Source organism: Rhodococcus maanshanensis NBRC 100610 (assembly GCF_001894865.1).
GTDB lineage: Bacteria > Actinomycetota > Actinomycetes > Mycobacteriales > Mycobacteriaceae > Rhodococcus_G > Rhodococcus_G maanshanensis.
Genome location: NZ_BCXA01000045.1, coordinates 51578 through 58898, shown reverse-complemented (window position 1 = coordinate 58898; position 7321 = coordinate 51578). Strand labels below are relative to the sequence as shown.

7 protein-coding genes are annotated in these 7321 nt (G+C 67.1%); 1 reads left to right on the top strand and 6 read right to left on the bottom strand.

The window, feature by feature from the left end; translation table 11 throughout:
- Positions 1–299: 299 nt before the first annotated feature.
- Entirely contained in the window at positions 300–1571 is a 1272-nt protein-coding gene (gene murA, locus RM1_RS20630; RefSeq protein WP_027503034.1) for a UDP-N-acetylglucosamine 1-carboxyvinyltransferase, read from the bottom strand.
- An 82-nt stretch (positions 1572–1653) separates the two neighbouring features.
- Between murA and RM1_RS20625 the strand changes: the two genes are divergently transcribed.
- Positions 1654–2247 carry a cob(I)yrinic acid a,c-diamide adenosyltransferase gene (locus tag RM1_RS20625; protein ID WP_072753562.1) on the top strand — a complete coding sequence of 198 codons (594 nt, stop codon included), beginning with the start codon at positions 1654–1656 and terminating at the stop codon, positions 2245–2247.
- 48 nt (positions 2248–2295) lie between these two features.
- Here the strand turns inward: RM1_RS20625 and RM1_RS20620 are convergent, their stop codons facing one another.
- From RM1_RS20620 to atpA, 5 genes are read right to left on the bottom strand one after another with little or no spacing between them, the layout of a single operon-like run.
- Complete coding sequence (locus RM1_RS20620) at positions 2296–2718, bottom strand: DUF2550 domain-containing protein (RefSeq protein ID WP_231496677.1); 423 nt, start codon at positions 2716–2718, stop codon at positions 2296–2298.
- A gap of 55 nt (positions 2719–2773) precedes the next feature.
- On the bottom strand, positions 2774–3142 hold the full coding sequence (locus tag RM1_RS20615) for a F0F1 ATP synthase subunit epsilon (RefSeq protein ID WP_072753561.1): 369 nt from the start codon (positions 3140–3142) through the stop codon (positions 2774–2776).
- Positions 3143–3148: 6 nt separating this feature from the next.
- A complete protein-coding gene (gene atpD / locus RM1_RS20610; protein ID WP_072753560.1) occupies positions 3149–4597 on the bottom strand; it encodes a F0F1 ATP synthase subunit beta in 1449 nt (482 codons plus the stop codon).
- A 4-nt stretch (positions 4598–4601) separates the two neighbouring features.
- Positions 4602–5573, bottom strand: a complete 972-nt coding sequence (locus tag RM1_RS20605) for a F0F1 ATP synthase subunit gamma (protein ID WP_072753559.1) — start codon at positions 5571–5573, stop codon at positions 4602–4604.
- Between the two features lie 49 nt (positions 5574–5622).
- A complete protein-coding gene (gene atpA, locus RM1_RS20600) occupies positions 5623–7266 on the bottom strand; it encodes a F0F1 ATP synthase subunit alpha (RefSeq protein ID WP_072753558.1) in 1644 nt (547 codons plus the stop codon).
- Positions 7267–7321: the final 55 nt, after the last annotated feature.

The following is a 7321-nucleotide window of genomic DNA, read 5'->3' as shown; positions in this document are numbered from 1 at the left end:
GCTCATCGAAGCCTCCCAGTCAAAACCGGGCTGATTGATCAAGCAAGCTTTGGGATTGTCTGGCGCCTTCGTCCAACCTCGTGTCCCGCGCCTCTCGGCCGGGTCGGTGTCCGTGTCGCTCTGACTCGACAAAAGTTACGCGGCGGCGAACGCTGTGGCAAATCGCCATGTCGCGACCCGTTCGCCTCAGAAATTGCCAGGTCAGAGCGCTCGAGTCGGCGGACCAACCGGCACTTTCGGGGGAAATCGATCATTGTGACGCCGAACACTCTCGGCGCTCCCCCGCTGCGACGGCTCGCTCAGCCGGCCACCGCAGGGGCTGGCACCCGCTCGATCATGCCGCCGAGACCCGTCAGGTTCTCGACAAATCTCGGGTACCCACGGTCGATGTGGAAGACGTCGTGGACCTCGGTGACGCCGTCCGCCACCAGGCCGGCCAGCACCAGTCCGGCACCGGCCCGGATGTCCGAGGACCACACCGGCGCGCTCGAGAGCCGCGGGATCCCCCGGACCACCGCGTGATGTCCGTCGGTGCGGGCATCGGCACCGAGCCGGATCATCTCCTCGACGAACCGGAACCGCGCCTCGAAGACGTTCTCGGTGATCATCGACGTGCCGTCCGCGACTGCGGCCAGCCCGATCGCCATCGGCTGCAGGTCGGTCGGGAATCCCGGGTACGGCAGCGTCGCATAGTTCACCGCGGTGGGGCGGCCCTCCTGCACGATCCGGAATCCGTCCGGCTCCATCGTCACCTGCGAGCCCGCGGACCGGAGCTTGTCGAGCACGAGCGAGAGGTGCTTCGGGTTGACCCCGCGCACCCGCACATCGCCCCGGGTCATGGCCGCCGCGATCCCCCACGTCGCCGCCACGATCCGATCACCGATCACCCGATGGGTGGTCGGTTGCATGGTCTTGACCCCCCGAATGGTCAGGGTCGTCGAACCCGCACCCTCGATCTGGGCACCCATCCGCCTGAGCATGTTGCACAGATCGACGATCTCGGGTTCGCGGGCGGCGTTGTCGATGACGGTCTCGCCCTTGGCCAGCACCGCGGCCATCAGGATGTTCTCGGTGGCACCGACCGACGGAAACGCCAGGCGGATGGTGGCGCCGTGCAGGTCGTCCGCCTCCGCCACGACGCACCCGTGCTGGATCTCGCTGCGCGCGCCGAGCAACTCCAGTCCGGACTGGTGCATGTCCAGTGGGCGCGACCCGATCGCGTCGCCCCCTGGGAGCGCGACGACGGCGCGCCTGCACCGCGCGACCAGGGGTCCGAGGACACACACCGATGCGCGGAACTGGGTCACGGCGGGGAAATCGGCGTGGTACTTCGGTTCGGCCGGCGTCGTGATGCGTGCCTCGTCCCCCTCGAGCACCACCTCGCAGCCGAGTCCGCGCAGTACCTCCGCCATCAGCGGGACGTCGAGGATGTCCGGGCAGTTGGTGATGGTGGTCGTGCCCTCCGCAAGGAGGGCAGCCGCCATCAACTTCAGGACGCTGTTCTTCGCGCCGCCCACCGAGACCTCACCCGTCAGCCTGTTGCCGCCGGTGACAAGAAAGCGTTCACTCACAGTGCGACAGCCTAGTCAGCCGCGACCGGCTCCCGACCGCGAGCGGTCCCGATTCGATAAGCACGAGCGGTACCGTGACGTCATGTCCGTACACCTGACCCGCATCTACACCCGTACCGGCGACGACGGGACCACCGGTCTCAGCGACTTCTCGCGGGTGTCGAAGAACGATCCGCGGCTGATCGCGTACGCGGACTGCGACGAGGCCAATGCCAGCCTGGGCGTGGCCCTCGCGCTTGGCAGGCCGGGACCCGAGTTCGTCGCGGTGCTGCGTCAGATCCAGAACGATCTCTTCGACGCGGGCGCGGACCTGTCCACCCCGGTCGTCGCGGATCCCAAGTACCCGCCGCTGCGGGTCACGGCCGGCTACATCGAGCGACTCGAGGGCTGGTGCGATCAGTACAACGAGCCGCTGACGCCGCTGAACTCCTTCATCCTGCCCGGTGGCACGGCGCTGGCGGCGCTCCTGCACGTGGCGCGGACCGTGGTGCGACGGGCCGAACGCTCCGCGTGGGCTGCGGTGGACGCCTCCCCCGAGGACACCAGTGTGCTGCCTGCCAAGTACCTGAACCGACTCTCCGACCTGCTGTTCATCCTGAGCCGCGCCGCGAACCCCGAGGGCGACGTGCTGTGGAAGCCGGGGGCGGGCGGCACCGAATCCGCGGGCGGGCACTGAACGAGAAAGACCCCGGCGATGCGCCGGGGTCTTCGATATGGGTGCGTGTCAGGCCGGACGGCCCCGCATGGAGCGTCCCGAGGGACGCGATTCCACCCAGGACAGGAACGCGGTGAGGGCGCCGGAATCGAGCGCCACCTCGTAGCCGTGATCGCCGTCCTGCACCGACAGGATCACGATCTCGTCGGTCATGATGTCGAACTCGGTGTCGCGGGGCCCGCGCCGATCCCCCACCTCGATGCCCTGCCTGCTGATCCGCGAGTCGGGTCCCGGCCGGAGGCTGGAGAGCTTATAGAAGACGAGATCCTCCTCGCCGTACCGGATGACACCGTGCCGCCAGCCCTGGCCAGCGGCAGCGGGGGTGGCCCGGACGATCGCCGCCGTGCCGCCGCGGCGCAGCACCCCCAACCGATACACGAAAGCCGCGACGAGCGCCGCGAGCAGGACAACCAGAACGAATAGAACTGTCACTCCGGTTGTCACTGCTCGTCGGCCTTGCTCGTCGCGGCTATCGGGTTGGTACCGGTCAGGCGCGCTCTACGGCGCGGAGCTGACCCCTGGCGATCGCGATCGCCTCGAGATCCTCGGTCGTCTCGGCCAGGACCGCCTTGGCGGCCTCGACGTCGACGTCGCCCGCGAAGTCCGCGGACTCCGCCAGGATCGTGACGGTGGTGCCCGTCACCGAGAGGAAGCCACCGTGCACCGCGGCGACGACGCGCTCGCCGTCGGCGGTGGTGATGGCAACCACGCCTGCCTCGATCAGCTGTCCGAGGACCGGCTCATGTCCGTACATGATGCCGATCTCGCCCTCGGTGGTCTGAGCGCTGACGAGCGTCGCCGAACCCGACCACAGCCGCTGCTCGACGGCAACAAGCTCAACAGTCATCTCAGCCATTGTCGACTACTTCCCGGCGATCTTCTTGGCAGCGGCCTCGACGTCGTCGAGTCCACCGCAGCTGTTGAACGCCTGCTCGGGCAGGTGATCGAACTCGCCCTTGCAGACGCGGTCGAAGGCCTCGATGGTGTCGCGCAGCGGCACAACGGAACCGGCCTCACCCGTGAACTTCTCGGCCACGATGAAGTTCTGGCCGAGGAACTTCTGGATACGGCGCGCGCGGCCGACGAGGATCTTGTCCTCTTCCTGCAGCTCGTCCATACCCAGGATGGCGATGATGTCCTGCAGCTCCTTGTACTTCTGCAGGATCCGCTTGACCTCGTTCGCGACGCGGAAGTGCTCCGCACCGACGATGCCGGGCTCGAGGATGCGCGAGGTCGACGTCAGCGGGTCCACAGCGGGGTAGATACCCATCTGCGAAATCGGACGCGAGAGCTCGGTGGTCGCATCGAGGTGCGCGAAGGTGGTCGCGGGCGCCGGGTCGGTGTAGTCGTCGGCGGGGACGTAGATCGCCTGCAGCGAGGTGATCGAACGGCCACGGGTCGAGGTGATGCGCTCCTGGAGCTCACCCATCTCGTCCGCCAGCGTCGGCTGGTAACCAACGGCGGAGGGCATACGACCCAGCAGGGTCGAGACCTCGGAGCCGGCCTGCGTGAAACGGAAGATGTTGTCGATGAAGAGCAACACGTCCTGGTTCTGCACATCGCGGAAGTACTCCGCCATGGTCAGCGCCGACAGGGCGACGCGCATACGCGTTCCCGGCGGCTCGTCCATCTGACCGAACACGAGCGCGGTGTCCTGGAGAACGCCCATCTCGGCCATCTCGAGGTGGAGGTCCGTGCCCTCACGGGTGCGCTCACCGACGCCTGCGAACACCGAGGTGCCGGAGAACTCGCGGGCGATACGGGTGATCATCTCCTGGATCAGAACGGTCTTGCCGACGCCGGCACCACCGAACAGACCGATCTTGCCGCCCTTGACGTACGGGGTCAGCAGGTCGATGACCTTGATGCCGGTCTCGAGGATCTCGGTCTTGCCCTCGAGCTGATCGAAGGCGGGGGGCTTGCGGTGGATGCCCCACTGCTCGCCGTCGCGACCGAGGCCCGGGGTGTCGAGGCAGTCACCGAGGGCGTTGAACACGTGGCCCTTGACGACGTCACCGACGGGAACCGAGATCGGCTTGCCGGAGTCGACGACCGCCGCGCCGCGGACCAGGCCGTCGGTCGGCTGCATCGAAATGGTGCGCACCAGGTTGTCGCCCAGGTGCTGCGCCACCTCGAGGGTCAGGGTCTTCGCGACCGTCGGCAGAGTGACCTCTGCGTTCAGCGCGTTGAACAGGGCGGGAACGGCGCCACGCGGGAACTCAACGTCCACAACGGGACCGATGACCCGCACGACCCGGCCGGACGTGGTGCCCGAGCCGTTCGCGTTGGTTTGGGTTACTGCTGCGGTCATGTGTCTAGTCACTTCCTGCGCTCGAGGCGAGCGCATTCGCGCCACCGACGATCTCGCTGATTTCCTGGGTGATCTGGGCCTGGCGAACCTGGTTGGCCTGGCGGCTCAGGGTGTTCACCAGCTCGTTTGCGTTGTCCGTCGCCGCCTTCATGGCGGTACGGCGTGAAGCCGACTCCGAGGCCGCCGCATCGAGCAGCGAGGAGTAGATACGGGTGCTGATGTACTTCGGCAGCAGCGCCGAGAGCAGCGTCCCGGCCTCCGGCTCGAAGTCGTACTGCGCCGTCGGCTGAGCACCGTTCGAATCGGAGAGCATGTCCTCCCCGAGTTCGAAGTTCTCGTCCTTGTACTCGACCTCGAGCGGAGCCATCCGCCGGACCTCAGGCGTCTGGGTCAGCATCGACACGAAGCGGGTGTAGACGATGTGCAGTTCGTCAACGCCCTCGACGGTGCCTTCACCGTTGTACGCCGCGACCTCGGAACCCGACCCGGCCATGAAGAGCTCGACCAGGTGCCGGCTCGCCTTGGCGGCGTCCGCGTAACCGGGCTGCTGAGAGAAGCCGGTCCAGGCACCCTTCAGATCGCGATCACGGAAGGTGTAGTACGTCAGGCCCTTCGCGCCCATCGCGTACAGCACCGGCTCCTTGCCCTCGGAGCGCAGCAGCTGCATCAGCTCCTCCGCCTCCTTGAGGACGTTGGAGTTGTAGCCGCCGCACATGCCGCGGTCGCTGGTGACGACCAGCACGGCAGCCCGCTTGGGCTCCGGCCGCTCGTTCAGCAGCGGGTGGTCGAGCGACCCGGAGGCGCTCGCCAGCGCGGAGAGCACCTTGGTGATCTCCTCGGCGTAGGGCTTCGACGCCGCAACCCTGGCCTGAGCCTTGGTGATGCGGGAGGTCGCGATCAGCTCCTGCGCCTTGGTGATCTTCTTGGTCGAGTTGACTGACTTGATACGTGAGCGCAGTTCGCGCAGGCTTGCCATCTACTCAGTCACACTCCCTTCCCACGAGATTCCGACACGGCCGTCACGCTCACTTGCTGACGTGCTTGCGAGTGACGGAAACCTGCTCCTGGCTGACCTCGTCCGCGCCGAGGGTCGTCGCCTCGGCCTCGTTGACAACGCGGCTGCCGTCGGAGGCGATGAAGCCTTCCTTGAACTTGTCGGTCGCGGCCTTGAGAGCGTCGATCGAGGTGTCGTCGAGGGCCTTGCCACCCTTGATGGCCTCGTAGACCGAGGTCGCGTTGCGGTGCAGGTCCTCGAGCAGCTCGGCCTCGAAGCGGCGGACGTCGCCGACCGGCACCGAGTCGAACACGCCTTCGCCCGCGAGGTAGATCGAGACGATCTGGTCCTCGACGGCGATCGGGGAGTACTGGTCCTGCTTGAGCAGCTCGACCAGACGCTGGCCACGCTCGAGCTGAGCCTTGGAGGCGTCGTCCAGGTCGGAGGCGAAGGCCGAGAAGGCCTCCAGCTCACGGAACTGGGCCAGCTCGAGACGGAGCGAACCGGAGACCTTCTTCATGCCCTTGGTCTGCGCGGCGCCACCGACTCGGGAAACCGAGATACCGACGTTGATCGCGGGGCGGATGCCCTTGTTGAACAGGTCGGACTCGAGGAAGACCTGACCGTCGGTGATGGAGATGACGTTGGTCGGGATGTAGGCCGAGACGTCGTTGGCCTTGGTCTCGATGATCGGCAGTGCCGTCAGCGAGCCGCCGCCGAGCTCGTCGGACAGCTTGGCCGAACGCTCCAGCAGGCGGGAGTGCAGGTAGAACACGTCACCGGGGTACGCCTCGCGGCCCGGCGGACGACGCAGCAGCAGCGAGATGGCGCGGTACGCCTCGGCCTGCTTGGTCAGGTCGTCGAACACGATGAGGACGTGCTTGCCCTGGTACATCCAGTGCTGGCCGATGGCCGAACCGGTGTACGGGGCGAGCCACTTGAAGCCGGCCGAATCGGAGGCCGGGGCCGCGACGATGGTGGTGTACTCCATCGCGCCCTGCTCCTCGAGGGCCTGCTTGACGCCCGCGATGGTGGAGCCCTTCTGGCCGATCGCGACGTAGATGCAGCGAACCTGCTGCTTCGGGTCGCCGGTCGCCCAGTTGGCCTTCTGGTTCAGGATGGCGTCGACGCAGACCGCGGTCTTGCCGGTCTTGCGGTCGCCGATCACCAGCTGGCGCTGTCCACGGCCGATCGGGGTCATCGCGTCGATGGCCTTGATGCCGGTCTGCAGCGGCTCCTCGACGGGCTGACGCTCCAGCACGGTCGCGGCCTGCAGCTCGAGGGCACGGTTCTCGGTGCTCTCGATGTCGCCCAGGCCGTCGATGGGCTGGCCGAGCGGGTTCACGACGCGGCCGAGGAAGGCGTCGCCGACCGGCACGGACAGCACGTCGCCGGTCCGCTTGACCGGCTGGCCCTCTTCGATGTCAGCGAAGTCACCCAGGATGACGGCACCGATCTCGGTGGCCTCCAGGTTCAGCGCCACGCCCAGCACGCCGCCGGGGAACTCCAGCAGCTCGTTGGCCATCGCCGAAGGCAGGCCGGTGACGTGCGCAATGCCGTCACTGGTGTCGGACACCGCTCCGACCTCCTCGCGGGAGGCCTCCGGGGAGTAGCTCGCGGTGTAGTTCTCAATCGCGCTACGGATCTCGTCGGAGGAGATCGTCAGCTCCGCCATGTTTTTCCTGCTCTCGGTATCTGGTCTTCGAATATCTGGAGTTTGAGGTCGGGCG

Excerpts from the sequence above, each read along its gene's own strand:
- RM1_RS20615 (WP_072753561.1), bottom strand. The coding sequence starts at position 3,142 with ATGGCTGAGATGACTGTTGAGCTTGTTGCCGTCGAGCAGCGGCTGTGG.
- RM1_RS20625 (WP_072753562.1), top strand. The coding sequence starts at position 1,654 with ATGTCCGTACACCTGACCCGCATCTACACCCGTACCGGCGACGACGGG.
- atpA (WP_072753558.1), bottom strand. The coding sequence starts at position 7,266 with ATGGCGGAGCTGACGATCTCCTCCGACGAGATCCGTAGCGCGATTGAG.
- RM1_RS20605 (WP_072753559.1), bottom strand. The coding sequence starts at position 5,573 with ATGGCAAGCCTGCGCGAACTGCGCTCACGTATCAAGTCAGTCAACTCG.
- atpD (WP_072753560.1), bottom strand. The coding sequence starts at position 4,597 with ATGACCGCAGCAGTAACCCAAACCAACGCGAACGGCTCGGGCACCACG.